At 72.1% G+C, this 26399-nt stretch carries 20 protein-coding genes; 7 read left to right on the forward strand and 13 right to left on the reverse strand.

Annotated elements, in window-relative coordinates; translation table 11 throughout:
- Nucleotides 1-94: 94 nt before the first annotated feature.
- Both B072_RS0123650 and B072_RS43920 read left to right on the forward strand, forming a co-directional pair.
- Nucleotides 95-1678 carry an alkaline phosphatase D family protein gene (locus B072_RS0123650; protein WP_026246218.1) on the forward strand — a complete coding sequence of 528 codons (1584 nt, stop codon included), beginning with the start codon at nucleotides 95-97 and terminating at the stop codon, nucleotides 1676-1678.
- Between the two features lie 111 nt (nucleotides 1679-1789).
- Nucleotides 1790-3076, forward strand: coding sequence for a GNAT family N-acetyltransferase (locus B072_RS43920; protein WP_051127280.1), 1287 nt, complete (start codon nucleotides 1790-1792; stop codon nucleotides 3074-3076).
- Here the strand turns inward: B072_RS43920 and B072_RS48765 are convergent, their stop codons facing one another.
- Together B072_RS48765 and B072_RS0123665 are read right to left on the reverse strand one after the other, a co-directional pair.
- A complete protein-coding gene (locus B072_RS48765) occupies nucleotides 3077-3229 on the reverse strand; it encodes a DUF7489 domain-containing protein (protein ID WP_018532464.1) in 153 nt (50 codons plus the stop codon). It lies immediately after the preceding gene.
- Entirely contained in the window at nucleotides 3226-4479 is a 1254-nt protein-coding gene (locus tag B072_RS0123665; RefSeq protein WP_078506565.1) for a trans-sulfuration enzyme family protein, read from the reverse strand. Before B072_RS0123665 ends, B072_RS48765 begins: the two co-directional genes overlap by 4 nt.
- Before the next feature lie 60 nt (nucleotides 4480-4539).
- On the opposite strand from B072_RS0123665, the gene B072_RS0123670 reads away from it, so the two are divergent.
- Both B072_RS0123670 and B072_RS0123675 read left to right on the forward strand, forming a co-directional pair.
- A complete protein-coding gene (locus B072_RS0123670; RefSeq protein ID WP_018532466.1) occupies nucleotides 4540-5049 on the forward strand; it encodes an Lrp/AsnC family transcriptional regulator in 510 nt (169 codons plus the stop codon).
- A gap of 19 nt (nucleotides 5050-5068) precedes the next feature.
- Nucleotides 5069-6736 (forward strand): DUF885 domain-containing protein, encoded by a 1668-nt coding sequence (locus tag B072_RS0123675; protein ID WP_018532467.1) that lies wholly within the window; start codon nucleotides 5069-5071, stop codon nucleotides 6734-6736.
- Nucleotides 6737-6751: 15 nt separating this feature from the next.
- Here B072_RS0123675 and B072_RS0123680 read toward each other — a convergent pair whose 3' ends face one another.
- The gene (locus tag B072_RS0123680; protein WP_018532468.1) at nucleotides 6752-7300 is read right to left on the reverse strand and encodes a rhodanese-like domain-containing protein; all 549 of its coding nucleotides are present in this window, start codon (nucleotides 7298-7300) and stop codon (nucleotides 6752-6754) included.
- A 160-nt stretch (nucleotides 7301-7460) separates the two neighbouring features.
- On the opposite strand from B072_RS0123680, the gene B072_RS0123685 reads away from it, so the two are divergent.
- Nucleotides 7461-7931: an Lrp/AsnC family transcriptional regulator gene (locus tag B072_RS0123685; protein WP_018532469.1), complete on the forward strand. Its 471-nt coding sequence runs from the start codon at nucleotides 7461-7463 to the stop codon at nucleotides 7929-7931.
- Between the two features lie 43 nt (nucleotides 7932-7974).
- Here B072_RS0123685 and B072_RS0123690 read toward each other — a convergent pair whose 3' ends face one another.
- The 8 genes from B072_RS0123690 to B072_RS0123725 form a co-directional block, all read right to left on the reverse strand.
- Nucleotides 7975-11190: an AAA family ATPase gene (locus B072_RS0123690; protein ID WP_018532470.1), complete on the reverse strand. Its 3216-nt coding sequence runs from the start codon at nucleotides 11188-11190 to the stop codon at nucleotides 7975-7977.
- A complete protein-coding gene (locus tag B072_RS0123695) occupies nucleotides 11187-12350 on the reverse strand; it encodes an exonuclease SbcCD subunit D (RefSeq protein WP_018532471.1) in 1164 nt (387 codons plus the stop codon). The genes B072_RS0123690 and B072_RS0123695 overlap by 4 nt, the downstream gene beginning before the upstream one ends.
- Nucleotides 12351-12433: 83 nt before the next feature.
- The gene (locus B072_RS0123700) at nucleotides 12434-13726 is read right to left on the reverse strand and encodes a ThuA domain-containing protein (protein ID WP_018532472.1); all 1293 of its coding nucleotides are present in this window, start codon (nucleotides 13724-13726) and stop codon (nucleotides 12434-12436) included.
- Nucleotides 13727-13752: 26 nt separating this feature from the next.
- Nucleotides 13753-15909 (reverse strand): RICIN domain-containing protein, encoded by a 2157-nt coding sequence (locus B072_RS0123705; RefSeq protein WP_018532473.1) that lies wholly within the window; start codon nucleotides 15907-15909, stop codon nucleotides 13753-13755.
- Nucleotides 15910-16014: 105 nt separating this feature from the next.
- A complete protein-coding gene (locus tag B072_RS0123710) occupies nucleotides 16015-17409 on the reverse strand; it encodes a ricin-type beta-trefoil lectin domain protein (protein ID WP_018532474.1) in 1395 nt (464 codons plus the stop codon).
- Nucleotides 17410-17645: 236 nt separating this feature from the next.
- Nucleotides 17646-18746, reverse strand: a complete 1101-nt coding sequence (locus tag B072_RS0123715) for an LLM class flavin-dependent oxidoreductase (RefSeq protein WP_018532475.1) — start codon at nucleotides 18744-18746, stop codon at nucleotides 17646-17648.
- Nucleotides 18747-18813: 67 nt separating this feature from the next.
- Nucleotides 18814-19368: an NADPH-dependent FMN reductase gene (ssuE, locus tag B072_RS0123720; RefSeq protein WP_018532476.1), complete on the reverse strand. Its 555-nt coding sequence runs from the start codon at nucleotides 19366-19368 to the stop codon at nucleotides 18814-18816.
- Between the two features lie 481 nt (nucleotides 19369-19849).
- Nucleotides 19850-20470, reverse strand: coding sequence for a YigZ family protein (locus B072_RS0123725; protein WP_018532477.1), 621 nt, complete (start codon nucleotides 20468-20470; stop codon nucleotides 19850-19852).
- A 171-nt stretch (nucleotides 20471-20641) separates the two neighbouring features.
- Between B072_RS0123725 and B072_RS0123730 the strand changes: the two genes are divergently transcribed.
- Both B072_RS0123730 and B072_RS0123735 read left to right on the forward strand, forming a co-directional pair.
- The gene (locus tag B072_RS0123730) at nucleotides 20642-22612 is read left to right on the forward strand and encodes an APC family permease (RefSeq protein WP_026246222.1); all 1971 of its coding nucleotides are present in this window, start codon (nucleotides 20642-20644) and stop codon (nucleotides 22610-22612) included.
- Nucleotides 22613-22706: 94 nt separating this feature from the next.
- A complete protein-coding gene (locus tag B072_RS0123735) occupies nucleotides 22707-23114 on the forward strand; it encodes a CoA-binding protein (RefSeq protein WP_018532479.1) in 408 nt (135 codons plus the stop codon).
- On the opposite strand, the gene B072_RS0123740 is transcribed toward B072_RS0123735, so the two are convergent.
- Both B072_RS0123740 and B072_RS0123750 read right to left on the reverse strand, forming a co-directional pair.
- Nucleotides 23115-23996 (reverse strand): NAD(P)-dependent oxidoreductase, encoded by an 882-nt coding sequence (locus tag B072_RS0123740; protein ID WP_018532480.1) that lies wholly within the window; start codon nucleotides 23994-23996, stop codon nucleotides 23115-23117.
- Nucleotides 23997-24332: 336 nt separating this feature from the next.
- Complete coding sequence (locus tag B072_RS0123750; protein ID WP_018532481.1) at nucleotides 24333-26360, reverse strand: RICIN domain-containing protein; 2028 nt, start codon at nucleotides 26358-26360, stop codon at nucleotides 24333-24335.
- Nucleotides 26361-26399 lie beyond the last annotated feature (39 nt).

The raw sequence follows: 26399 nt of genomic DNA on the forward strand, positions 1-26399 counted from the left end.
AGTTGTTCACTTGGGGTTCGTGTGCGCGTCGTGACGTCACCGTAGGTGTGGCCATGGCACCGCACCGCCGTCGAAGCCGTCACTGGAGGCGTCCATGTCGCACCGTCCGTCACGTCCCCTGCCCGGCCGCCGAGGAGTGCTGCGCGGCGCGTTCGCCGCGTCGGCGGGGCTCGCCCTGCCGGCGGTCGGCGGCGTCGCGGCGCCCGCGTTCGCCCTGTCGGGGCGTCCTGAGGCCGGCTGGGGGGTGCAGGTCGGTGACGTGGGCGCGCACTCGGGTCTCGTGTGGGTGCGCGCGGACCGGCCCGCGCGGATGGTCGTGGAGACGTCCGCCACCGAGTCGTTCAAGAAGGTGACCAGATGGCGTGGGCCGCTGGTCGGCCCGGACACCGACTTCACGGGGACGACGCGGCTGCGCGGCCTGCCGCCGGGCGAGCAGGTCCACTACCGGGTGGTGCTCGCCGACCCGGACGATCCTCGGCGCACGGGTGAGCCCGTGCCGGGCACGTTCCGCACCGCGCCCGCCGGGCGCCGCGGCGGGGTGCGGTTCCTGTGGTCGGGCGACATCGCCGGCCAGGGCTGGGGCATCAACCCGGACCGGGGCGGCTACCGGGTCTACGAGGACATGCGCGCCCTCGACCCCGACTTCTTCCTCTGCAGCGGCGACAACATCTACGCCGACGGTCCGATCCTGCCCAGCGTGACGCTGCCCGACGGACGGGTGTGGCGCAATGTGACGACCGAGGAGAAGTCCAAGGTCGCCGAGACGCTCGGGGAGTTCCGCGGCGCGTTCCGCTACAACCTCCTCGACGAGAACCTGCGCCGTTTCAACGCCCAGGTCCCCACCATCACGCAGTGGGACGACCACGAGGTGCACAACAACTGGTACCCGGGCCAGATCCTCGCCGACGACCGCTACACGGAGAAGAACGCGGACGTGCTCGCGGGACGCTCCCTGCGCGCGTTCAGCGAGTACTTCCCCGTCTCGACGCTGCCGCCCGGGGACTCGGAGGGGAGGGTGTACCGGGTCCTGCACCAGGGGCCGCTGCTCGACGTGTTCGTGCTCGACATGCGCGCGTACCGCAACGCGAACTCGCCGGGCCGGCAGCCCGACGACACGACGGGCATCCTCGGCGCGGAGCAACTGGCGTGGCTGAAGCGGGAGTTGTCGCGGTCGCGGGCGACCTGGAAGGTGATCGCATCGGACATGCCGCTGGGGCTCGTGGTGGCGGACGGCGCCACGAACTTCGAGGCGGTCGCGCAGGGCGACCCGGGTGCGCCGCTCGGCCGCGAGCTGCAGATCGCCGAGTTGCTGCGGCACATCAAGCACCGGCGGATCACCGGCACGCTGTGGCTGACGGCGGACGTGCACTACACGTCGGCGCAGCACTACGAGCCGTCGAAGGCCGCGTTCCAGGACTTCGAGCCGTTCTGGGAGTTCGTGTCGGGACCCCTGGCCGCGGGCGGGTTCCAGGCGACGAAGCTGGACGGCACGTTCGGTCCGCGGCAGGTGTTCATCAAGGCGCCGTCGCGGGCGAACACCTCCCCCATGGAGACGCCGCCGTACTTCGGCGAGGTCGAGATCGACGGCGGCAGCGGGGAGCTGACGGTGCGGCTGCGCCAGGAGGGCGGGAACGTTCTGTTCACGCAGACGCTGCAGCCGGGCCGGGTCGGGCAGTAGAACACCTGGATCCTCCCAGGTCAGCGGACGACAAACCCGGCATAAGTAGTCTTTACCCATCGGACACACATCGTTCGTGATCACGCAACACCACTCCTTCACAGTGGATGCATGAGTCCAGACATGTCTGATGTGACGCCCGTGAACCACGACCGCCCGGCCCGCGCCCGGATCAAGGGCCTCGTCACCCGTGCCGCCTCGTGGCGGCCACGCCGCCACGAGCACGCTCCACCGACAGCGGATACCGGCGCCCGGCCGACCGGCCCCGACGAGGACGGGGCGGCGACCGGGCGGCAGGAAGCGGCACCGCTGCGCCCCGAGCAGAGCGTGCTGTGGCGGATGCGGACGACGGTGCGCGACGAGCCCGGCACGCTCGCGGCACTGTGCACGGCACTGGCCCACCGACGGGTCGACATCCTCAGCCTGCAGACGCACCCGCTGGCCGACGGCACCGTCGACGAGTTCCTGCTGCGCGCCCCGCAGGAAGCCACCGCGGCCGAGCTGACCCGGGCGATCGCACGAGCCGGCGGCTGCGACACCTGGATCGAGCGGGCCGACACCCACGATCTGGTGGACGCCCCGACCCGCATCCTGGGCCTCGCCACGCGCACCGCGCTGGACGCGGCCGAACTCCCGCTGGCACTGCGCCAGTTGCTCGGCCGCTGCACCATCAGGTCGCTGCCCGCCAAGGCCGCGGGCGCCGCCCCGGTCGAGGGCGGCTTCGACGACACGGAGCTGCGCCTGCGCACGCCGGAGGGCGGCCTCATCACGGTGGAGCGGCCGTATCTGCCGTTCACCCCGACCGAGTTCGCGCGCGCCCGCGCCCTGGTGGAACTCGACACGCGGCTCGGCCCGCGGGTCCCGCGCGGACAGGACGTCCTGACGCTCCCCGAGGGCAACGAGATCACGGTGCGCCGCGCCGACCCCTCCGACGTGGCGGCGGCCAAGGAGATGCACGAGCGGTGCTCGCAGCGCACGCTGAGCATGCGCTACCACGGTCCCGTCGGCGACGCGGACCGTTACCTGAACCACCTGCTCAGCCCGCGCTTCGGCCGCACGCTCGCGGCGCAGACCGCCTCGGGCCGGATCGCCGCCCTCGGCCACCTGCTCTGGGACGGCGACGAGACCGAGATCGCGCTGCTCGTCGAGGACGGCTGGCAGCGCCGCGGTGTCGGCTCCGAACTGCTCGGCCGCCTGGTCGCGATGGCGGTCGAGGCGGGCTGCGAGAGCGTGTACGCGGTGACGCAGGCGTCCAACACGGGGATGGTCGCGGCGATGCGCGGCCTCGGCCTGCCGCTCGACTACCAGATCGAGGAGGGCACCCTCGTGATCACGGCGCGGCTCGACGCGACACCGGTGGCGTCCCGGCTGCCGTACGAGCAGGACGCGCAGGCGTAGCTACTCCTTGACGGGGTCGGCGCCGGGTCGCTTCACGATCCGGTCGCCGGCCTCGACCGACTTCCACAGCTGGCGGTCGATCCGGACCTTGTCGGACGCACCGTCGGCGAAGCGGATCTCGACGTAGTGGTACATGTTCGACCCGTCGGTCATCCCGCGGGACTTGTCGACGACGACCCCGTCCCAGGAATCGTCTCGTCCTGCTTTGCGTGACTTGAACATACGGCGAGTCTACGAGGCCCGGCCTCTCCCAGCGCCCGGTCGAGGTCCGCCCACAGGTCCTCCACGTCCTCCAGACCGACCGAGAGCCGCAGCAGCCGGTCACTCACCCCGGCCGCGCGCCGATCACCTTCGGCCACCACCCGATGGCTGATGGACGCCGGGTGCTGGATCAGCGAGTCGACGCTGCCGAGACTGACCGCCGGAGTGATCAGTTCGACCCCGGCGGTCACCGCGTGCGGATCCCCTGCGACCTCGAAGGCGACCATCGCGCCGCCGACGCGCGGATAGTGGACGCGGGTGACGCGCGGGTCGCCGGTCAGGCGCCGCACCAGTTCCGCCGCGGTCGCCGAGGCGGCCCGCACCCGTACGGGCAGGGTCGACAGGCCGCGGAGCAGCAGGTAGCCCGCGAGCGGATGCAGGACGCCGCCCGTCGCGAACCTCATCTTGCGCAGCTGCCGCGCGAAGGTCTCGTCGCAGGCCACGACTCCGCCCAGGACGTCCCCGTGCCCGCCCAGATACTTCGTCGCGCTGTGCAGCACGATCCGGGCCCCGCTCTCGACGGGCCGTTGCAGCACGGGCGTCGCGAAGGTGTTGTCGACCAGCAGCGGCACGGCCGCGCAGGCGTGGGCCACGGCCCGCAGGTCGACCTCCGCGAGTGTCGGGTTCGCGGGCGACTCGACCAGCACGAGGCCGGTGTCGGGACGGATCGCGTCGGCGATCCCGGCCGGATCTACCCAGGTCACCTCGGTGCCGAGCACGCCCGCGTCGAGCAGATGGTCGCTGCACCCGTACAGCGGGCGGACCGCGACGACATGGCCCAGGCCCGCTGCACGGCGTACGAGAAGCACCGCGGTCAGGGCCGCCATGCCGCTGGCGAACGCGACCGCCGCGTCCGTGCCTTCGAGGCGCGCGAGCGCCGTCTCGAAGCGGGCGACGGTGGGGTTGCCGAGCCTGCCGTAGACGGGCGGGCCGCCGTCGAGGACACCGTCGGCGGCGAACGCGTCGACGCGCGCCGCCTCGGCCCGGCTGTCGGCGGACGGATAGGTGGTCGACAGATCGATGGGCGGGGCGTGCAGGCCGAGGGCGGCGAGGTCGTCACGGCCGGCGTGCACGGCTTCGGTGGCGAGGGCCCGGGCGCGGGGGTACGACACGTTCTCGTCGTGGTCCATGGTGTGCTCCATGGGCAGCAGACTGAACAACAGCCCGGGGATGCGGTTCAACTCCCGTGCTACGTTCGGCGGATGACCGATTCCGTCGTACTCGATCCGGTGGATCTCGACATCCTGAGGCTGCTGCAGAACGACGCCCGTACGACGTACCGGGATCTCGCCGCGCAGGTCGGTGTCGCGCCCTCCACCTGTCTGGACCGGGTGAGCAGGCTGCGCCGGTGCGGTGTGATCCTCGGGCATGCGCTGCGCGTCGACCCGGCGAAGCTGGGTCGCGGGCTGCAGGCCCTGCTCTCCGTGCAGGTGCGGCCGCACCGGCGGGAGCTGGTCGGGCCGTTCGTGGAGCGGATCCGGGCGCTGCCCGAGGCGCGCACCGTTTTCCATCTCACCGGCCCCGACGACTACTTGGTGCATGTCGCCGTCCATGACATGGCGGATCTGCAGCGGCTCGTCCTCGACGCGTTCACGTCACGGCGCGAGGTGGCGCGGGTGGAGACCCGGCTGATCTTCCAGCAGTGGGAGTGCGGCCCGTTGTTGCCGCCGGGCGGCACTCCCCCGGCGCACCCTGGTGACGCGGGCCCCTGACCCGTACGAGGATGTCCGCATGTCAGACATCTCGCACACGCCCCGGCAGGTCGCCGACGCCTACGTCGACGCCCTGGTCGCTCTCGACCCGGTCACCGGCACGTACCTCGGCGTCCCCGCCTCCCACAGCAAACTGCCCGATCTCTCCCCCGCGGGCGTGGAGGCGCTCGCGGCGCTGGCCCGGGAGACGCTGGCGCGGCTCGACGCGGCGGAGCGGCTGCCCGGCGCCGACAGCGACGTCGAGCGGCGCTGCGCCCGGCTGCTGCGCGAGCGGCTGACCGCCGAGCTCGCCGTGCACGACGCCGAGGAGCCGCTGCGCGCCGTCTCCAACCTGGGGTCGCCGGTCCATCACGTACGCGACGTCTTCACGATCACGCCGACCGGGACGCAGGAGGACTGGGCGGCGGTCGCCGAGCGGCTGCGTGCGGTCCCGGCGGCGTTCGCCGGGTACCGGGAGACGCTGGCGCTCGGCCTCGACCGCAAGCTGCACGGCGGGCCGCGGCCGACGCGGACGTTCATCGGGCAGCTCGCCGAATGGGAGGGCTGGTTCGGGGAGTTCGTGGCCGCGGGACCCGAGGCGCTGCGCGGGTCGCTCGTCGAGGCGGCGGGCGCCGCGGACGCCGCGACCGTGGAGCTGCGCGACTGGATGCGGGACGTGTACGCGCCCGCGGTCGAGGGCGCGCCGGACGTGGTGGGCCGCGAGCGCTACGCGCGTTGGTCGCGCTACTACAACGGTACGGATCTCGACCTGGACGAGGCGTACGCGTACGGCTGGAGCGAGTTCCACCGGCTGCTCGCCGAGATGCGCACGGAAGCGGAGAAGATCCTGCCGGGCGCCGGGACGCCGTGGGTGGCGCTCGCGCATCTCGACGAGCACGGGCGGCACATCGAGGGCGTCGAGGAGGTCCGGCAGTGGCTGCAGGACCTCATGGACGAGGCGATCGACGCGCTCGACGGCACCCACTTCGAACTCGCCGAGCGGGTACGGAAGGTGGAGTCGTGCATCGCGCCCGCCGGCAGCCCCGCGGCGCCGTACTACACGGAGCCGTCGGTCGACTTCTCGCGGCCGGGCCGCACCTGGCTGCCCACGATGGGGCAGACCCGCTTCCCCGTCTACGACCTGGTGTCGACCTGGTACCACGAGGGCGTGCCCGGCCATCATCTTCAGCTCGCGCAGTGGGCGCACGTCGCCGGTGACCTGTCGCGCTACCAGGCGACGGTCGGCATCGTCTCGGCCAACGCGGAGGGCTGGGCGCTGTACGCGGAGCGTCTGATGGACGAACTGGGCTATCTCACGGACGCCGAGACGCGGATCGGTTACCTCGACGCGCAGATGATGCGTGCCTGCCGGGTCATCGTCGACATCGGCATGCACCTGGAGCTGGAGATCCCGGCGGACTCGCCGTTCCACCCGGGTGAGCGGTGGACGCCGGAGCTGGCGCAGGAGTTCTTCGGGGCGCACAGCAGCCGTCCCGCGGACTTCGTGGAGAGCGAGCTGACCCGCTACCTGTCGATCCCCGGGCAGGCCATCGGCTACAAGCTGGGCGAGCGGGCGTGGCTGCTCGGCCGTGCCAACGCGCAGGCGGCGCACGGTGACGCGTTCGACGCGAAGGCGTGGCACATGGCGGCGCTGTCCCAGGGGTCGCTGGGGCTCGACGACCTGGTGGACGAGCTCTCGAAGCTGTAGCCGCAGCTCACCGGTTCAGCAGCCGCAGTCGTCCGCGTCGACCGGCGCCGTGAGGGGGTCCGCCGTCTTCTGTGCGGGCCCCTCCCACGTCTCGTACGCGAAGCCCTCGCGCGCCCAGTACTCGAAGCCGCCGAGCATCTCCTTGACCTGGAAGCCGAGTTCGGCGAGGGCGAGGGCGGCGCGGGTCGCGCCGTTGCAGCCCGGTCCCCAGCAGTACGTGACGACGGGCACGGACCGGTCGAGGAGCCGCTCGGCCTGCTCGGGAATGAGCGCGGTCGGCAGGTGGATCGCGCCGGGGACGTGCCCCTGGTCCCAGGAGGCGGTGGAGCGCGAGTCGACGACGACGAACCCCGGGTCGCCGTCGGCGGCGAGGGCGGCGGCGACGTCGGACACGTCGGCGTGGAAGGCGAGACCGGCGCCGAAGTACGCGGCCGCGGCGGCGGGCGACGCGGGGGCTACGCGCAGGACCGGGTTGCCGGTCGCCGTGGCGGCGGTCGTCGTGGCGGCGGTCGTCGTGGCGGCCGTAGCCGTAGTGGTCGTCGTGATCGTCGTCGTGGTGCTCATGGTGGCCTCCCTGGAGCGATGGGGCGGGCGGGTTCCGGTGCCGGTGCGATCCGGCCCGCTCTCCCTGACCAGAAATCTACGGTCGTCGATCGCCTTCCTGAAGGGGCGATCCCCGGCGTCCCTCTTGATCGGCCGGGGATTTCCCTGTTAGCTCTCGCTCATGACCGCCGATTCCCCTGCCGGGTCACCGTCGTACGTTCCCGATGCCACGGACTGGCGCATTCTGGAGGTCCTCCAGCGCGAGGGCCGCGCCAGTTACGCCGAGCTGGCGCGGGCCGTGTCCATGTCCGCGAGCGCCGTGACGGAGCGGGTGCGCCGGCTCGAGGAGGCGGGGGTGATCGCGGGGTACTCCGCCGTGGTCGTGCCGGAGCGGCTGGGGCTGCCGATCCTGGCGTTCGTGCGCCTCAGGTACCCCAACGGGAACTACAAGCCGTTCCACGACCTCGTCGAGGCGACGCCGGAGATCCTGGAGGCCCATCACGTCACCGGTGACGACTGCTTCGTCATCAAGGTCGCTGCGCGGTCGATGAGTCACCTGGAGCAGGTGTCCGGGAAGATCGGCACGCTCGGTTCGGTGACGACGAGCGTGGTGTATTCGTCACCGCTGCCCCGGCGGGCGCTCGGGCACTGAGGCCCCGGCCGGGGACATCAGCGGCCCCCCGCTCCCTCAGCCGTCACCCGTCACCCGTCCCCCGCTGTCGCACCACCGATCCGTCCCGCCCCTTCACGACCTCCAGCTGCGCGTGGACGCGGCGGCGCAGGTCCCCGACGTGGCTGACGATGCCGACGCTGCGGTCCCGCTCGCGCAGGGAGTCGAGGACGTCGAGGACGTCGTCGAGGGTCTGGTCGTCGAGGCTGCCGAAGCCCTCGTCGATGAAAAGGGTGTCGAGGCGGACACCGCCCGCCTCGTCCGTGACGACGTCGGCGAGGCCGAGGGCCAGGGCGAGGGAGGCGAAGAACGTCTCGCCGCCGGAGAGCGTCGCCGTGTCCCGCTCGCGGCCCGTCCACGCGTCGACGACGTGCAGGCCGAGGCCGGAACGGCCGCGCCCGGCGAGGGAGTCGGAGTGCACGAGGGTGTAGCGCCCGGACGACATGCGGCGCAGGCGCGCGGTCGCAGCGGCCGCCACCTGTTCGAGGCGCGCGGCGAGTACGTACGACTCCAGACGCATCTTGCGTTCGTTGTCCGCGGAGGTGCCCGCCGCGAGGGCGGCGAGGCGGGCCACCCGGTTGTACGTGGTGCGCAGCGGGCCGAGGCGGCGGGCCTCGGTGGCGGCGCGCCGGGACAGCCGGTCGAGCTCGGCGCAGCGGCGCTGCGCCGCGTCCCGCGCGGAGCCCGCGGCCCGGACGCGCGCGTCGGCGGCCTCGGCGGCGGTGTGCGCGGCGGTGACGTCCGCGGCGGGCCCGCGGGCGGCCGCGGCGGTGTCCTCCTCGGCGAGGACCGCGCGGACCGTCGCCCGCTCCGACTGCCATGCGTCCAGGCGGTGTTGGAGCTCCCGGTACCGTACGTCGTCGAGCTGGGCGGCGGCCGCGGCCTGCGGCGTGTCGAAGCCGGCCCGGAACGCGGCGTCGGCGAGTCGCGCGTCCGCGACCTTCAGGCGCTGCGCCGTGTCCTCGACGGCGCGGGCCGCCTCGGCCGCCGTGCCGAGCAGCTCGGCGAGCCGCTCCAGCTGGACGGCGCGCGCCTCGACACTGGCCGCCGTGCCCCGCGCCTGCGCCAACTCCCTCTGCAGGCCTGCTTGTTCGCGCTCCAGCGCGTCGCGCAGGGAGCTCCGGGCCGCGGCGCGGGTGGCGGCTTCCTGGCGGGCGGTGAGCCTGCGCTCGTGCTCGCTCTCGGCGCGGGCGAGTGTCTCGCGGGCGGCGTGCAGGGTGGACGCCTCGGTGCGGGCCTCGGCGTGTCGCTCCTGCAACGCGCTCGCCGCGTCGGCGAGTTGGCCGGCCGGGGCATCTCCGGCCGCGGCCTTCGCCGCTGCCAGTTCCTCGCGGACGACACCGGAGCGGCGCTCGGCGTCGGTGTGGCGTTCTTCCGCCGCGCGGTAGGCGGCGAGCGCGGCTTCTTCCGCGGCGCGGTCGACGTGGCCGGCCGACTTCCGCTGGGGCGCCGGGTGTTCGGTGGCTCCGCACACGACGCACGGAGCGCCGTCCTGGAGGTCCTCGGCGAGTTCGGCGGCGATGCCGCGCAGCCGCTGTTCCTTCAGGCCGAGCCAGTGCTCGTGGGCGTGCGCCGATTCCTCCCGGGTGCGCAGGGCCTCGGCCCGTGCGGTGCCGGCCTGTTCGGTGAGCCGGTCGCGCTCGCGTGCGGCGCGGGCCTGCCGCAGCGCGGGTTCCAGCTGTCCCGCGAGGTGCTCGGCCCGGGTCGCCGCTTCCTGGGCGCCGTCGACGCCGGCCTGCAGGTCCGTGCGGCGGCCGTCCCACTGGGCGAGCCACTGCTCGGCCTCGTCGATCAGCTCGGTGTCGGCGCGCTCCTCGCGGTCGACGCCCGCGCGCTCCTGGGCGAGCCCGGCCAGCCGTCGCTCGGCCCGGCGCGCCGCGTCGAGCCCCCCGAGCTCCTGCGCGACACGCCGTGCGGCCTCGGCGAGAACCCCGGGACCGGCGTCGGCGAGCGCCTCCGCCGGAGGTTCGGCGGGCGCCCCGGGGGCCGGGTCGGCGCTCGCCTCCGCCGCGGGGGCACCTGTGTCGCCCGGCGCCGCGTCTCCGGGCCCGCCCGGCACCCCGGACCTCACGTCCCCGAGCGTCCCCGCCATCGGCTCGGCGTCGGCACCCGAGATCAGGCCCGGACCTCCGAGCATCCCCGCGCCGTCGCCGCTCTCCGCCCGCAGCTCGCCGCGCGCCCGTGTCTCCTCGCGCAGCGCCTCCCGGTGCTCCGCCTGCGCGGCCTCGCGCAGGTCGAGGGCGGGGGCCACCGTCTCGGCCTTCCGTGCGCGCTCCATCCGCTCCCGGACCGCGCCGAGTTCGTCCTCCTGCGCGGCGAGCGCGGCCGCCCTGGCCTCGGCCTGGGCGAAGCGGAGCTGCAGGCGCTCCGTCTCGCGGGCGTCGGTCAGGTCGCCCTGTGCCGCCACGCGCGCCGACTCTGCGGCGCCCAGGGCGAGATGGGCGTGCGTGTAGGACTCGCGTGCCGTCGAGCGGGCGACGGCGGCCCAGCCGAGGACCGCCTCCGCCACGCCGGGGTCGCCGGGTGCCGCGTCGACCGGCGCCAGCTCCACCAGGTCTCCCGCGGCCTGCTGCATCCGGTGCGCGTCGGCGAGCAGCTCGGCGTCACCGGAGGTCACTTGCTTCTCCGCGGCACGCCGGTCCTCGGCGAGCCGCTGCTCCACGGCGGCGAACCGGCGCGTGTCGAAGAGCCGTCCCAGGAGTTTGCCGCGGGCCTCGGCGTCGGCGCGCAGGAAGCGGGCGAAGTCTCCCTGCGGCAGGAGCACGACCTGGCAGAACTGCTCCTTGCTCATGCCGAGCAGCTGGGTGATCTCCTCGCCGATCTCCTGGTGGGAGCGGCTGAGGTCCTTCCACTCCTTGGCCACGGCGTCGTACTCGCGCAGCCAGCTCTGCGCCTTCTCCGTGGTGAATCCCGTGCCGCGCTTCTTGGGGCGGGCGAACGGCGGCTGCCGGGTCAGTTCGAGGCGGCGCCCCGCGACGGTCAGGTCGAGGCGGACCTCGGTGCGCACGCCGGGCTCGGCGTGATCGCTGCGCAGGCTCTGCCCCTGCCCGGCCGCGCTCTGCCGGGCGCCGGGCACGGACCCGTACAGGGCGTAGCAGACCGCGTCGAGGACGGAGGTCTTCCCGGCGCCGGTCTGGCCGTGCAGCAGGAAGAGGCCGGCCGACGACAGCGCGTCGAAGTCGATCTCCTGGGTCGTGCCGAAGGGGCCGAACGCCGTGATGTGGAGAGTGTGCAGCCTCACCGGGCGACCTCGCGAACCACATCGTCCGTGCGCACGGCGTCGAACGCGGCGCGCAGCACCACCCGCTCGTCCTCGTCGGGCCCGGCGCCCCGGACATGGGTCACGAAGTCCTCCGCGATCTCGTGGTCGTCGCGCCCCTTGAGGCGCTCGGCGTAGCTGGCGTCCGGTTCGGTCTCGGTCCTGCGCGGGTCGAAGAGCAGGCTGAGGGTGTGCGGGAACCGCTCGCACAGGCGCGCCATGGGGTCGTCGGGGCGGATCGCGTCGGTCAGGGTCGCCTCGACCCAGGACTCCTCGTGCCCGACGAGCGAGGCGTCGGCGAGCAGGTCGTCCAGGTCGCCGCGGATCCGGGCGAGCGGCCGGGGCACGGGGCAGTCGATCCGCTCGGCGGTCACCGCGCCGTCGCCGTCCAGGTCGATCAGCCACATGCTCTTGCGGTGGTCGGCCTCGGAGAACGAGTACGGGAGCGGGGAGCCCGAGTAGCGGACCCGCTCGGAGATGCGCTGGCTGCCGTGCAGGTGGCCGAGCGCCACGTAGTCGACGCCGTCGAAGATCCCGGCCGGGACCGCGGCGACGCCGCCCACCGTGATGTCGCGCTCGCTGTCGCTGGGCGCGCCGCCGGTCACGAAGGCGTGCGCGAGGACGACGGAGCGGGTCCCGGCCGGGCGCTCGGCGAGGTCCGCCCGGACCCGGTCCATGGCGGCGGCGAGCACCTGCTCGTGCCCGGCCTTGGCGACCCCGAACTCGTCCTTCACCAGGGCCGGTTCGAGATACGGCAGCCCGTAGAACGCGACGTCCCCGTGGGAGTCGCTCAACACGACCGCGTCGCCGCACCTGCTCGGCTCGGTCCGCAGGTGGATCCCGGCGCGGCCGATCAGTCCGGCGCCGACGCCGAGGCGGCGCGCCGAGTCGTGGTTCCCGGAGATCATCACGGTCGGTACGCCGAGGTCGGCGAGGCGGTGCAGCGCGTCGTCGTACAGCTCCACGGCGGCGAGCGGCGGCACCGCCCGGTCGTACACGTCGCCCGACACGACCACCGCGTCGACGTCGTGCTCGCGCACGGTGTCGACGAGATGGCCGATGAACGCGGCCTGGGCACCGAGCATGTTCACTCGGTGGAACGCGCGCCCCAGGTGCCAGTCGGACGTGTGCAGCAGTTTCATGACACACGAGGCTAACCGTTGGGTCGGACATCACGTGCGGAACGCCCTCATCAGGCGCCCCGCACCGTGATGTGCGTCACGCGTCAGCCGGTGGTCGCCGTGAAGCTCTGCGCGGCCGAGCCGTCACAGGCGCGCTGGGTGAGCTGCGCGCTGTTCGTGGCGGCGGCCGCCGCGGTGAGGCACTTGCCGCTGTGCCGGGCGGTGAGGTGATACCTCCCGGCGGCCTCCTTGACGGGGAGCCACTGCTGGTTCTGCCCGCCTGTGTACGCCCACAGCTGGAGCGGCGCGTTGTCGGCGGACGAGACGCCGGTCACGTCGATGACCTGCTGCGGATTCGGGCGCACTCCGACGCGCCGGTATCCGCCGTCCGTCGCGGCGAGCCGGAACTGCTGCGCCTGGGTGCCGTTGCAGGCGTACTGCTGGATCGCGGTCCCATTGGCCGTGGCGGCCGCGCGGGCGTCGACGCAGGTGCCGTTGCCGATGTTCTTCAGGGAGTACCAGGCCGTCTCGGAGAGCGTGTCGTCCGGCGGGGTCGTGCCGCCGGCGCCGCCGAGCCACTTCAGCCCGTCGAGCAGGAACCGGTTCTGCGTCGCGCTGGCGAACGTCGACGACGTACGGGTGTTCGTGTCGTAGTTCATCGCGTTGTGGCCGAAGTTCGCGTACAGCATCTTGTACTTCGTGTTGGTCCACAGGATCGGGTAGTAGCCGCTGTACCAGGACTGGTTCGGGTCCGTGCCCAGCGGGAAGCTGCTGGGGTCGACCGAGGCGAGGATCTTGATGTCCGGGTTCTGCCGCAGGTCGTTGGACCAGCTGTACCACTCGCTGACCGACGACGTGAACGTGGCGGGCAGGTTCACGGTGGACGGGTGCGTGCGGTCCTCGACCTTGAGGGTCGCGGAGGTCGGGCCCCAGGTGTTGGACTTGAAGGTGCCGCTGCCCAGGAACTGGTTGTGGTACCAGGACCAGCTCGCCGCGTCCGTGGTGAACGCGGAGACGTGGAAGCCCATCCAGGCGCCTCCGCCGCGCATGTACTGCTCGAATCCGGTGCGCTGGGCGGCGGTCTGCGGCAGGTCGTCGAGGAACAGGACGACCTGGTAGGCGTTGACGCCGCCGTTGGCGAGCAGGTTCCAGTCGTTGCTGGCGGTGTAGGTGAAGCCGTTCGCGGCGGCCTGCTTCGGCAGCCAGTCGTTGGCCTCCTTCTCGAAGTCGATGTGCGCCGCGTCCCAGGTGCCGCTGTAGAGGCCGAGCACCTTGAAGGGGGCCGCCGCCGTGGCGCTCGCTTGTGCGGCGGGCGGTGCCGCGAGCCCGAACAGGGCGGCGAGCAGGAGGAGGATCCGCAGGGCCGTGCGGGCGGATCCGGATCTGATGGTGTGCATCTGCCGGTCGTTCCTTTCCCTGCGGTCTACGGGTAGTTGGTCAGGTACGCGACGTTGGAGCTGGAGTTGGACGGTCCCCCGGTGTTGTTGATGACGTGGCTGATGGTGCCGGTGCCGCCCAGCGAGACGGTCACCATGTCGTGGAACCTGACCCCGGAGACGTTCGGCACCTCGAAGGCGCGGTCGGCGACCACGCTGGAGTTGGTGCTGAAGTAGCAGTAGCTGCCGAGTCCCCATGCCTCATGGCTGGTGACGGAATTCGCGACCTTGTAGGCGGGATATCCCTTCCCGCTGCCGTTCATCCAGGCGGCCTGGTTCGGCGGGTCGTAGGGCATCTCGTTCTGGAAGAAGTACGTGCGGCCGCCGTTGCCGTTCCAGATGACCTGGGTCTTCTGGAAGTGCTCGACGAAGAGGCCGTACGCGGTCACGTTGGCGCCGTTGACGACGAGCCCGGTGTCGGCCGTGTTGCTGGTCCAGCCGACGGTGCCGCCGTTGCCGTGGTCGGCGCGCCAGATCCAGGTGTGGTCGATGACCGTGTTCGCGCTGTTGACGACCAGGGAGTTGGTCGCCTTGCCGACGGTGGCGCCACCGATCCGGACGAAGAAGTCGGACAGCTGGATGGGGTCGGCGGCGTGGTTGGCGGAGGAGCCGTCCGGCCCGATCCGTACGAGCGTCTGGGAGTTGGTGGTGCCCGCGTCTATCAGCAGGCCCGCCAGCTGGATGCCGTCCACGTCGGCGGTGCTGATCGCGGTGATCCCGCCGTCCGGCACGAGGGTGGCGAGGCCCATGCCGAGCACGACCGTGTCGGGGCGCGTGATGTTCAGCGTCTGATTGAGGTGGTAGACGCCCGGGGTGACCAGCAGGTTCTTGCCCGCCGCGAGGGCCGCGTTCATGTCGGCCGCGGTGGCGCCGGGCTTGACGATGAAGAACTGGTCGAGCGGGAGGGACGTACCGGCCGGGGTCTTGCCGCTCCACGTGGTGCCGACGGCGTTCGACCGCAGCGCGGGCACGAACACCTTGTAGGCGCCCGCCCCGTCCACGTAGAGGAACGGCTTCTCGCGGATCGTCGGGGTGCTCACCACGTTGGTGTACGTCGGGAAGGACTGGGCGGGTGCACCCTGGTCGCCGACGAAGACCATGTTCCAGTTGGACCCCGACCAGCTGCCCATCTGGGAGTTGCGGGTCAGGAACTGCTGCTGCGAGCCGGAGCGGATCTGCCCGTCGACCTTCGTGTCGGAGATGAAGCCGCCGCTGGACCAGCCGCCGTCGTCGAGCGCGAGGTTGCCGCGCACGTGCATGCGCCGGTACGGGGCGGCCTGCGAGACGGCCCAGCGGTCCGTGCCGCCGGTCGGGTTGACCGACAGGTTCTCGGCGTCGCGCCAGAAGTTCTGCGTGGCGTTGCCCTGGAACCAGTCGGCCTCCGCGTGCACGGAGCCGTTGACGGTCACGTCGTCCGGGGAGAGGCCGAGCCCCGCGACCTGGGTGTAGAAGCCGACGTTGGCGTTGGCGCTGTACGTACCCGGCTTGAACAGGAGTGCCTGGCGGGCCGCGCCGAACTGGTTGGTCTGCTGCTGCGCGAAGACCGTGTCCAGCTTGGACTGGATGCTGGAGGCGGACATCGACGGGTCGAACACCGTCACGTTCGGGCCGAAGTCTGGGGTGCCGGGCGGGTTCGTCGTGCCACCGCCGAGCGTGAAGGACTGCGCGGCGGTGCCGTTGCAGGTGTACTGCGCGAGCTGCACGCTGTCCGCGGTGGAGGCGCTGGGCACGTCCAGGCACTTGCCGCTGTTGCGGTTCACGAAGTGGTACGCGCCGTCGGCCTCGGCGACGGGCAGCCACTGCTGGTTGGCACCGCTGGAGTACGTCCAGAGCTGGACGGCGGCGGAGTCGGCGGTGGACACGTCGGTGACGTCCCACGCCTTGGTGGCGTCGAGGCCGCTGTTCACCCGGTAGTAGCCGCCGCTGGTGGCGACGAGTCGCCAGGTCTGGGCGGTGCTGGCGTTGCAGCTGTACTGCTGGACGGCGGTGCCGTCGGCACTGGCCGCCGCGCGGGCGTCGACGCACTTGCCGCTGCCCTTGTTGACCACGGTGGTGGGGCCGGCCGGGAGCGCGGCGACCGCCTCGGTCTGCGCGCTCGCCGGCGTCTGCGCCGCGATCTCGATTCCGGTCACGGTCGTCGCCACGAGCGCGACCGCGGTGAGAACTCTCGGTATCCGGCGCCTTCGCACGGACCCGGGGACGGATCTGAACACGGAGATCTCCTGTGTCCTGGAGGGGTGGGGGGACCGTCAGCCGGTGTACTTGGCGAAGATGCCGGTGAACTGCCAGGCGCTCTGGGACACGCCCGAGCAGGTGTCGTCGTTCGGGTAGCCGCCGGAGCAGGGCCGGTCGCGATTGGCGGACCAGAACGTGAGGCGCGCGAGGTGGTGCTGCTGCGCGTAGCCGAGGATGGTCTGGAAGTCGGCGGGGGTGACGGTCTCGTTGTCGTCGGTGATCCCGTTCATGGACGAGATGCCCATGCCCCGGTACGCCTGGTCGTCGCTGTAGCCGTAGGCGCTCTTGAGGGCGTTCTTGAGCCCCTCGGCCGCCTTCGTGGTCAGCGTGCCCATGTTCTGTCCCGCGCCGCCGAAGTCGAACGGCATGATGGTCCAACTGTCGACCGTGAGACCGGAGTTGGCGGCGCGGTTGATCAGGCTGGTGTCCGGTCCCGACTGGCCGGTGCCGATGGTGACGTACACCTTGATGCCCGGGTTGTTGGCCTTGACCGTCTTCAGCGCGTCCACCGTGCGCTGCTGCACGGTGCCGTTGCTGTACGCGTCGGCCTCCAGGTCGATGTCGATCGCTTTGAGCCCGTACGCGTCGATGACCTTCTGGTAGGCGCCCGCCAGCGCACCGGCGCTGGTGCAGGAGCTCTCCAGCTTGTTGCCGCTGTAGCCGCCGAACGACGGGACGACGTCGCCGCCGTTCGCCCGCACGGTGTTGATCGTCTGCTGGTCGACGCCGCCGGTGAGCGGGCGGCCGCCGTCCCACTGCGGGTTGCAGGTGCCGTTGCTGAGGACGAAGGCGAGGGTGAACCACTTGACGCCGGTGGCGTTCATGATCGTGGTCGGGCTGGGCGGGTTGCCCCAGCCGTTGTAGAGGTACGGGGCGACGGCCATCGGCGCCGACACCGGAGGCGTGCCGCCGCCGCTGGGCACGGTCCACTTCTGGTTGGCGGCGCCCGTACAGCTCCAGATCTGGACGGCGGTGCCGTTCGCCGAGGTGTTGCCGGTGACGTCGGCACACTTGCCGGACTGCTGGCCGACGAGGTCGCGGGCGGCGGAGACGGTCCACTTCTGGTTGGTGCCGCCGGCGCAGTCCCACAGCTGGAGCCTGGCCCCGTTGGCGGTCGAATTGCCGGTGACGTCAAGGCACTTGCCGAGAGCGCGGATCGTGCCGTCGGTGCCGACGGTCCACTGCTGCGCGGCGGTTCCGTTGCAGTCGTAGAGCTGTACGGCCGTGCCGTTGGCGGAGCTCGCCGACGCCACGTCGAGGCACTTGCCGCCGAGTCCGGTGATGGTGCCGGTGGCCGCGGCGGCGGGTGTCACGGCGAGGGCGCTCGCCGACGCGGCGAGCATGGCGGTGGCGAGCGCGCCGCGCAGCACGGTCGAGCGCGCAGGGGCGGGTCTGGGCAGGGGGGACATAGGGGGTTCACAGCCCTTCATGGGAGGCCGTCGATGGGGGGTGCGGGTGTTCATGGAGATGAACAGCGGGTGCATTCATGAAGCTGTGGCGAACGGGAACCTAAAGGTCTGCACCAGGGCCGTCAAGAGATGAAACCAAGATGGCCATCAACGGATCTACGCCCACAAGGACTTGAACACAGCAAAGCCCCCGGTCAGCGCACCGGGGGCTTCAACCGTACTTAATTCAAGGCGTGTTAAGAAGGGTGCTGCCACAGTCCGCGCGCGGCGAGCACCGGCAGCACACCCTCGCCGAACCAGTACGCCTCCTCGACGTGCGGATAGCCGGAGAGCACGAACTCGTCGATTCCCAGGGCGTGATACTCGGCGATCCGGTCGGCGATCTCGGTGTGCGAGCCGACGAGAGCGGTGCCCGCGCCGCCGCGCACGAGGCCGACCCCGGCCCACAGATTGGGGTAGATCTCCAGGCTGTCGGCGCTGCCGCCGTGCAGGGCGAGCATCCGCCGCTGCCCTTCGGAGCCCGAACGGGCCAGGCCCTCCTGGACGCCGGCGACGACCTTCGGGTCGATCCCGGCCAGCAGCCGCTCCGCCTGCGCCCACGCCTCCTGCGCCGTGTCCCGCGCGATGACGTGCAGCCGGATCCCGAAGCGGACCTCGCGCCCCTCGGCCTTGGCGAGCGTACGGATCCAGTCGATCTTCTCGGCGACCTGCGCGGGCGGTTCGCCCCAGGTCAGATAGACGTCGCTGTGCCGGGCGGCGACCGGCCCCGCCACCGCGGACGAGCCGCCGAAGTAGACGGGCGGCACGGGGTCCGGCAGCCGCGTGAGGCGGGCCTGTTCGACCCGCTCGTGCTCCCCTCGGAAGTCGAGGGTCTCCCCGCGCCACAGGGCGCGGACGACGTGCAGGAACTCGTCGGTACGGGCGTAGCGGCCCTCCTTGTCGAGGAAGTCCCCGTACGCCCGCTGCTCGGGGTCCTCGCCGCCGGTGACGACGTTGAGCAGCAGCCGGCCGCCGGAGTGGCGCTGGTAGGTGGCGGCCATCTGCGCGGCGAGCGCGGGACTGATCAATCCCGGACGGAACGCCACGAGGAACTTCAGCCGCTCGGTCCGCTCCACGAGCATCGCCGTGGTGAGCCAGGCGTCCTCGCACCAGGCGCCGGTCGGGGTGAGGGCTCCCTCGAAGCCCAACTGCTCGGCGGTGCGCGCCACTTGGCCGAGGTAGGCGAGCGAGGCGGGGCGGTCGCCGCCGGCCGAGCCGGTGGGCACGCCGTGGCCGCCGCCGACGATCGAGCGGCTGTCGCCGTTGGTGGGCAGGAACCAGTGGAAGGTCAGGGACATGTTGGGTCCTCTCCGGGACAGGGACGGGTCCGGGGACGGGGCCGGGGCCGGGGTCCAGGTCCAGTGCTCAGGCGGCGGCGAGCCGGGACGCGGTGGGCAGCGCGTCGCGGAAGCGGCCGAGGACCGGGGCGAGCGCCTCCCGTGTCTCCGGGGTGAGAGTCACGCCACCGTCCGCGCCGACGGTGATGTGCCGGTCGAGGACGAACCAGCCCTGCGCGACGTCGGCGCCGAGCGAGGTGAGGACGGGCCGCAGCGCGTAGTCGACGGCGAGGACGTGCGCGGGCGAACCGCCGGTGGCCAGCGGCAGCACGGGCTTGCCGCGCAGGGCGTACTGCGGCAGCAGGTCGAGGAACGCCTTCAGGACACCGGAGTACGCGGCCTTGTAGACGGGGCTGGCGACGATCAGGGCGTCGGCGCGGGCCACGAGGTCGACGGCCGCGGCGACTTCGGGATCCGCGGTGTCGGCGGACACCAGTCCCTCGGCGGGCAGGGAGCGGACGTCGAGATGGCGTATCTCGTGTTCGTGGCCTGCGAGTTGACGACCGAGGTCGCGCACGAGGTGGGCGGTGCGGGAGGTGCCGGGAGCGGAGGCACTGCCGGTGACGGTGAGGAGGAGGGCCACGAGGACTCCTTTGCGGGGGTGGGTTCGGCTGGGACGCATCGCCGCGGGAAGGGGGTTCGTTGCCGGGTACGGGCCGGTGGGGCTTGTCGGGCAGGTCCCCGCGCCCCTGAGATGCACGCCCTTCGGGCGGCATCTCCCCGATGAAGGCGAGCGGCGAAGCCGCAGCCCTTCAGGGGCGTGGGGAACCGCGCGAGAAGCCCTACCGGCCCGCGCTCGCCGACGAAACAGCGACCCGGCGGACGAGAGGCGTGATCCGCGTCCCGGAACAGGGCGCGAGGGAGCGGCAGTTGAGTGCGGCGGATGTCAGATGCGGGCCGGGCGGCGCGGCGACCGGCTCAGCGCGAGATGCGACAGGAGGTGCTGTTGACCCGTGCGAGGTCGACGTGACGTCGCCGCGTGAGGTCGTGCCGTCCTGTGTCCATGCGCCGATTGAATCAGGTGCCACGTACATCCGTCGAGAGCCGCCCACACCGTGGACGGCTCAGCCGTACGCCTCTCCGCCCAGCTCGAAGCCCGCCGTCCCCGCGCTGACGTCCGCCAGCCACGCCCGGAACCGCTCCACGTCCCCCTCGGGCAGACCGATCTCGATGGTCACGGCCTCCGCGTAGCGGACGTCGCGCACCTCGCGTCCGGTCGCCCGCAGATCGTTCTCCATCTTTCCGGCCCGGCCGTGGTCGACGGTCACCGTGGCGAGCCGGAAGCGGCGGCGCGTGACGGTGCCGAGCGCGTCCAGCGCCTCGCCCACCGCGCCGCCGTACGCCCGGATGAGCCCGCCCGCGCCGAGCTTCACTCCGCCGTAGTAGCGGGTCACGACGGCGACGACGTACCGCATCTCGCGGCGCGTGAGCATCTGGAGCATCGGCACGCCTGCCGTGCCGCCGGGCTCGCCGTCGTCGCTCGCCTTCTGGATCGAGGCTTCGGCGCCGATGACGTACGCGTAGCAGTTGTGCGAGGCCGTCGGGTGCTCCTTGCGGATGCGCGCGACGAAGGCCTGCGCCTCCTCCTCGGTCGCGGCGGGCGCGAGCGCGCACAGGAACCGGGAACGGTTGATCTCTGTCTCGTGCACGCCCTCGCGGGACACCGTGCGGTACTCGTCCTGCATCCGGCCAGCGTATTCGCAGGTGGCGCAGCGGTCGCCCCCGCCCGGTGCGCAGGTGACGATGTGGTGGATACTCGCACGTCGTCGCACACGCGTCCGGCCGCCACCGGCATCATGAGGGGGCCGTACGCGCGCGGCGACGAGACCGAGCCGCCCGACAGAAAGTCGCCGCACATGACCGGCACCCAGGCCGAGACCCCGGCCGCCGCGCCCGCCCGCGCCCACCGCTGGCGATCCTGGCTGCTGGAGGGCCTGAGCGAGCAGACGGCCCGCCATCAGGGCCCGCACGGGCATGCCCCGCAGGAGCACAAGGGCCACAAGTGGTGGCGCGTGATGTGCCTGACGGGTGTGGACTACTTCTCCACGCTCGGCTACCAGCCGGGCATCGCGGCCCTCGCCGCCGGTCTGCTGTCGCCGCTCGCGACCCTCGTCCTGATCGCACTCACCCTGCTGGGCGCGCTGCCCGTGTACCGCAGGGTGGCCAAGGAGTCGCCGCACGGCGAGGGCTCGATCGCGATGCTGGAGCGGCTGCTGCCCTGGTGGGCGGGGAAGCTGTTCGTCCTCGTCCTCCTCGGCTTCGCCGCGACCGACTTCATGATCACCATGACGCTGTCGGCGGCGGACGCGGCGGCGCACGTCGTGGAGAACCCGTTCGCGCCGCACTGGCTGCACGACGCCAACCTGTGGATCACGCTCGTGCTGCTCGCGGCGCTCGGCGCGGTCTTCCTGAAAGGCTTCCAGGAAGCGATCCGGGTCGCCGTCGTCCTGGTCGGCGCCTATCTCGCGATGAACGTGGTCGTCCTGATCACGGCCGCGGCCCACGTCTTCACCCAGCCGGTCAAGATCACCAACTGGTGGGACGCGATGACGGCCGAGCACTCCTCGCCGTTCATGATGATCGGCGTAGCGCTGCTGGTCTTCCCGAAGCTGGCCCTCGGCATGTCCGGCTTCGAGACCGGCGTCGCGGTGATGCCGCAGGTGCGGGGCGACTCCTCGGACACGTACGCGAAGCCTGCCGGCCGGATCCGCGACACCCGCAAGCTGCTCACCACGGCCGCGCTGATCATGAGCTGTTTCCTGCTCCTGTCCAGCCTGGCCACGACGATCCTGATCCCGCAGGACGAGTTCGAGGCGGGCGGCTCGGCGAACGGCCGCGCGCTCGCGTACCTCGCGCACGGCTACCTCGGCGAGGGCTTCGGCACGGTCTACGACATCTCGACCATCGCCATCCTGTGGTTCGCGGGCGCCTCCGCCATGGCGGGCCTGCTCAACCTGGTCCCCCGCTATCTGCCGCGCTACGGCATGGCCCCCGAGTGGACGCGGGCGGTGCGCCCGCTGGTCCTGGTCTTCATGGCGGCGGCCGTCGTGATCACCGTCTGGTTCAACGCGAACGTCGACGACCAGTCCGGCGCGTACGCGACCGGCGTCCTCGTCCTGATGCTCTCCGCCTCGTTCGCCTCGACGGTCGCGGTGCACCGGCGCGGCCACCGCAAGGCGGCGATCGGCTTCGGCGCGATCACGGCGGTCTTCGCCTACACGCTCGTCACGAACGTCGTGGAACGCCCCGACGGCATCAAGATCGCCCTGATCTTCATCGTGGCGATCCTGGTCTCCTCCTTCGCGTCCCGCGTCCACCGCGCCTTCGAACTGCGCGCGAACGCGGTGACGTACGACGAGGCGGCCGTCCGCCTGATCGACGAGGCGGCGGCGCGCGGCCCGCTGCGGATCATCGCCAACGAGCCGCAGGAGCACACCACCGCCGAGTACCGTGCCAAGGAGTCCTGCCAGCGCGAGGACACGCACATCCCCGACGACGGAGCCCTGCTCTTCCTGGAGGTCTTCATCCAGGACTCCTCCGACTTCACCGAGGACCTGACCGTGCACGGCGACGAGAAGCACGGCGTGCGCCGCCTGCGCGTGCACGGCCCGGGCGTCCCGAACACGGTGGCCGCGGTCCTGATGAACCTCCGCGACCGCACCGGCGAGGTCCCGCACGCCTACTTCAACTGGACCGAGGGCCACCCCGTCAGCCACCTGCTCCGCTTCCTCGTCTTCGGCGACGGCGAGGTGGCCCCGGTGACCCGCGAGGTCCTGCGCCGCGCGGAGCCCGACCCGGACCGACGGCCCCGGGTGCACGTCGGCTGACACGCCCGCGCGGAATCCCCGTGCGGCGCGGGGAGTTACGTCATCGGGAGCGTTCCCTCGTTCCCGTCTTCGTTCCCGTCTCCAGGAGGCGACCATGTACGGCGACCAGTCCACGGTCCGCACGATCCTCACCGAGTCCGGCGACACCTGGGCCGTGGTCGGCCTCTCCTCCAACCGGGCGCGGGCCGCGTACGGCGTCGCCGAGGTCCTGCAGCGCTTCGGCAAGCGGATCGTGCCGGTCCACCCGAAGGCGGAGACCGTCCACGGCGAGCAGGGCTACGCCTCGCTCGCCGACATCCCCTTCCCCGTCGACGTCGTCGACGTCTTCGTCAACAGCGACCTCGCGGGCCCGGTCGCCGAAGAGGCCGTGGCGATCGGCGCGAAGGCGGTGTGGTTCCAGCTGGGCGTGGTCGACGACGAGGCGTGGGAGCGGACGCGGGAGGCTGGGCTCGCGATGGTGATGGACAAGTGCCCGGCCATCGAGATCCCGCGCCTCGGCTGATCACACCTCGTCGAACGACGCGTAGTACGCGGCCGCCATGTCCTCGTCCCCGTGACCCTGTTCCTCGGCGCGGGCCAGGCGGGCCGCGCTCGCCTCGGCCACGTCCAGGCGGACGCCGTGCGCGCGGCCCGCCTCCACGATGAGGCGGGCGTCCTTCGCGGCGGTGGAGACCGCGAACTGGGCCGGGGTGAGGTTGCCGTCGCGGACCAGGCCCGCCTTGAGGTGCAGGTAGGGCATGTCGAGGCCGCCGCCGGCGATGGCGTCGAAGAAGGACTGGGGGTCGACGCCGAGAGCTTCGGAGAGGGCCAGGACCTCGCCCGCGGCGTTCGTCGCCGCGAGCACCCAGCTGTTGGCGACCAGCTTGAGACGGGTGGCGCTGCCCGCCGCGCCGTCCTCGCCGGTCCACACGGTGCGGGCGCCGACCGCGTCGAGGACCGGGTGCACGGCGTCCCGGCGTTCGCTCGGGCCCGCCGCGAGGATCAGCAGCTGGCCGGCCTCCGCGGGCTGGCGGGTGCCGAGCACCGGCGCGTCGAAGAAGGTCAGCTCGTGCCGCGCGGCGAAGGCGGCCAGGTCGCCGATCGCGTCGATGCCGGCCGTCGTGGACTGGATCCAGGCCGTGCCGGGGCGCAGCCCTCCCGCCGCCTGCTCCATCACGTCCAGGGCGGCCGGGCCGTCGTACAGCATCGTCAGGACGACGTCCGCGCCGGTCACTGCCTCGGCCGGGGTGTCGGTGACGCGGACGCCGTCGGCGGTCAGCGGTTCGGCCTTGGCGCGGCTGCGGTTCCAGGCGCGGACGGTGTGCCCGGCCCGCGCGATGTTCCTGGCCATCGCGGCGCCCATGATCCCGGTGCCGAGGACACTCACGGTCAGCTTCTCACTCATGGCGGCGTCAACTCCTCTCCCGCGGAATCTGTTCCTGCGGGGTGGGTCTGTTCAGGCCGTGCGGCGGGCCACCCGGAGCTCGGTCAGGTAGCGCTTGGTGACCGTGCCGCCGTACGAGCGGTCGATGAGGTCGCCGATGGAGTCCAGCAGCCCGGCGCGGGCGGCCGGGGCGCGCGCTGATGCCGGTGGGGGTCGTGACCGGTGTCGGGGGCGGCCTGTACCTGGCGTGGCTGCTGCTGCGGGAGCGCAGGGCGCGGCACCTGTGACGGCGGGACGGTCCGGCTCCCGCGGCAGTTTGCCGCGGGAGCCGGACCGTCCTGCCGTGCGGTGACCTTGCTACGCGGTCACGTCGGTGACCCTCCACCGCTGGTTGGCACCGGAGTTGGGCTGCCAGGTGGTGACGGCCGATCCGTCGGCGGTGGCCTGTCCGCCGACCTCCAGCAGCCTGCCGGTGGCGGCGTTGACGAAGGTGTACGTGCCGTCGCCGGTCGTCGACGCGATCCACCGGGTGGCCGCGTCGCGCCGGCCGTGGTCCGCCTCGACGACCGGTACGTCGTCGCGGACGGCGAGCCGCTTGCCGCCGGCCGCGCTGCCGAACACGTAACTCCTGCGGTTGTCCTGGCCGTTGGAGCCGGTCTCCAGGACCTGCCAGCGCTGCCCGGCCGTGCCCGCGCCGGTCTTGACGACGAGCCCGCTGCCGTCGTCGGCGACGGTGACGTCCTTGCCGCTCTGCACACCGGTCAGCTCGTAGGTGCGGCCCCTGCGCAGGGTGGCCGCGTCCTTGGCGACCCCGGAGACGCCCTTGATGACGAACGAGGTCACGGACTGCGCCGGCACCGTGAACGTGGCCCGTCGGCCGCTGACCCGGATCGCGGGCCGCGTGTCGAGCTTGCCGTCGGCGCTGGTCACGACCGGGGTGACGGTCGCGTCGCCGCGTACGGCGGCGAACTTGGACAGGTCGAGGGTGACCGTGCGCGCGTCGGTGGCGCTGTTGACGTGGACGACGGTGGCGCCCTGCCCGGACCGGGTGACGGCGGCGGTGCTGCTCGTGTCGTCGACGTTGATCAGCCGGTCGCCCGGCCTGATGTAGTGGGTGAAGTTCCGTGCGGTGTCGAACTTCGTGTTCGTGTGGACCGGGCAGGTCTCCAGGGTGTCGTCGGGCCCGGCGCTGAACGAGACCTGGATCTCTCCCCAGTTGCCGCCCTTGCCCGACTCGCCGCCCGGCTTCATGTTGTCGTAGTCCTCGACCGGCTGCCAGAACACCCAGGCCGTGGGCTCCAGTTCACGCAGGTCGTCGACGATGTGTTGGGCGAGGCCGAGACCCGGGCGCATGTCGGTGAAGGACTGCCCGTCGCCCCAGTCGCCCTCGACCTCGCTCATCCACAGCGGCTTGTCGGCCGCCTTGGCGAGGTCGCGGACGGTGGTGCGGCCGCCGGTGCCGTACGTGTGGACGTTCATCTGCCCGACGACGTCCCGCACGGCGTCCGGGTACGTGGCCCAGTTCGTGGCGAAGGTGGTCGGGTTGGTCTCGTCCATCGCCGAGACGACGGCACCGGTCCGCACCTTCCGCAGCGCGTCGTGCAGCGCCGGCACGATCTTCTGCTGCAGGCCGGGGCCGATGTGGCAGCCTTCCTGCCGTCCACCGGTCGGCTCGCCGTCGGCGCCCAACTGGGTTCCCCAGTAACTGGTGTTGGGCTCGTTGCACGGATCGACGGTCCTGACCCTGATCCCGTGGGCCTGCTCCAGGCGCCTGGTCGCTCCGGCGAGGTAGGCGGCGAACTCCTCGACGGAGTCCTCCTTGAGGTTGTCCTTCGACGCGTCGAAGCCGCCGGACACGTACCCGCTCACCGTCATGAAGTACGGCGCCGAGTTGGAGAACGTCTCCCAGTGGGTGATGTCCTTCTTGATCCGGTCCACCCACCAGCGCTGGGTCGCGTCGGCGTCCTCGTTCCAGTGGTCCGGGTTCGCCGGGTCCCACCAGTCCGTGTCGGTGCGGGTGGTGCCCTCGGGAGCCTTCCACCAGCCCTCGACGGCGCCGCCGGGTCTCAAGTAGTCCCGAACGTCCGGGGCGTTGCCGCCGCCGACGTTGTAGCGGGCGATGTTGAGGGCGAGCCCGTCGCGGCCGAAGACCAGATCGGCGATCCGCTCACGGATCTCGTCCGGGTAGTGGCCGGTGGCGTTCGCGAACCAGACCAGGCTGGTGCCCCAGCCCTCGAACTTCTCGTGCTGGTAGGAGGGGTCGGGGGTGACCGTGACCGTGGCGGTGGCGGCGGCCGCCGGACGTACGAGGGACAGCTGGGTCCCCGCGGCCATCGCCGTGGCTGCGGCGACACCGAGGAAACCTCTGCGGGTGAGGCGTGCCAACGTGTTCTCCCAACTTCTGCGTGTGGGTGGTGAGTTGGA

The organism is Streptomyces sp. HmicA12 (genome assembly GCF_000373565.1).
Taxonomy (GTDB): domain Bacteria; phylum Actinomycetota; class Actinomycetes; order Streptomycetales; family Streptomycetaceae; genus Streptomyces.